At 51.0% G+C, this 1,665-nt stretch carries 1 rRNA gene; it reads right to left on the bottom strand.

Annotated elements, in window-relative coordinates:
• Positions 1–76 precede the first annotated feature (76 nt).
• Positions 77–1,616 (bottom strand): 16S ribosomal RNA (locus tag BN3769_RS05835).
• Positions 1,617–1,665: the final 49 nt, after the last annotated feature.

The raw sequence follows: 1,665 nt of genomic DNA, 5'->3' as shown, positions 1-1,665 counted from the left end.
TTCCGTATAAGTAAGACAATGTACAGGCAAATAGAGCTTGCCCAACCTGTTTGCTTCTAAGAGCAAACTGTCCTTTAAAGGAGGTGATCCAGCCCCACCTTCCGGTAGGGCTACCTTGTTACGACTTCATCCCAGTCATCGGCCTTACCTTACACGCCTCTCCCCTTGCGGTTAAGCCAGCGGATTCGGGTAAAACCAACTCCCATGATGTGACGGGCGGTGTGTACAAGACCCGGGAACGTATTCACGGCGATGTTGCTGACTCGCCATTACTAGCAATTCCGTCTTCATGTAGTCGAGTTGCAGACTACAATCTGAACTGAGGCCGGCTTTCGGGATTTGCTCCACCTCGCGGCTTCGCTGCCTTCTGTACCGACCATTGTAGCACGTGTGTAGCCCCAGACATAAGGGCCATGCGGACTTGACGTCATCCTCACCTTCCTCCTGGTTAACCCAGGCAGTCTCATTAGAGTTCCCACCTTAAATGTTGGCAACTAATGATAAGGGTTGCGCTCGTTGCGGGACTTAACCCAACACCTCACGGCACGAGCTGACGACAGCCATGCAGCACCTGTGCAGCAGTCCCGAAGGAAAGGCCCATCTCTGGACCGGTCTACTGCATGTCAAGCCTGGGTAAGGTTCTTCGCGTTGCATCGAATTAAACCACATGCTCCACTGCTTGTGCGGGTCCCCGTCAATTCTTTTGAGTTTCAGCCTTGCGACTGTACTCCCCAGGCGGTATACTTAACACGTTAGCTACGGCACAACCAGGGTTGAGTCCGGTTACACCAAGTATACATAGTTTACGGCAAGGACTACCAGGGTATCTAATCCTGTTTGATCCCCTTGCTTTCGCGCTTTAGCGTCAGGAGTAAGCTAGAAAACCGCCTTCGCCACCGGTGTTCTTCCACATATCTACGCATTTCACCGCTACTTGTGGAATTCCGTTTTCTCCGCCTACCCTCAAGAGATATAGTTTCAAATGCTGTTCCGAGGTTGAGCCCCGGGATTTCACGTCTGACTTATATCCCCGCCTACGCGCCCTTTACGCCCAATAAATCCGATTAATGCTTGCACCCTCCGTATTACCGCAGCTGCTGGCACGGAGTTAGCCGGTGCTTCTTTACCTGGTACGCTCAAGTTCTCCGGATATTAGCCGGATCTCCTTGTTCCCAAGCGAAAGAGCTTTACGACCCTAAGGCCTTCTTCGCTCACACGGCGTCGCATCGTCAGGCTTTCGCCCATTGCGAATGATTCTCGACTGCAGCCTCCCGTAGGAGTCTGGGCAGTTCTCAGTCCCAGTGTTGGCGGTCAATCTCTCAATCCGCCTAGACGTCTTAGCCTAGGTAGGCCATTACCCTACCTACTAGCTGATATCCCATGGGCCCCTCTTTAACCGCGAGGTCCGAAGATCCCCCACTTTAATAGATTTAAGATGTCTTAAATCCACCATATCCAGTATTAGCGATCGTTTCCAATCGTTATCCCAGAGTTAAAGGCAGGTTACCCATGTATTACTAACCCTTCCGCCACTAAACCCGAAGGTTTCGTTCGACTTGCATGCCTCATCCACGCCGTCAGCATTCAATCTGAACCAAGATCAAATTCTCACAGAAAAAAAACTCTTGAAAATCTGAGTTGTTTATTTTGCACCGCTTAAAGCGG

The organism is Candidatus Protochlamydia phocaeensis, assembly GCF_001545115.1.
GTDB lineage: Bacteria > Chlamydiota > Chlamydiia > Chlamydiales > Parachlamydiaceae > Protochlamydia_A > Protochlamydia_A phocaeensis.
Note: the sequence above shows the minus strand (reverse complement) of the source record. Positions and strands in the feature narration are given on the sequence as shown.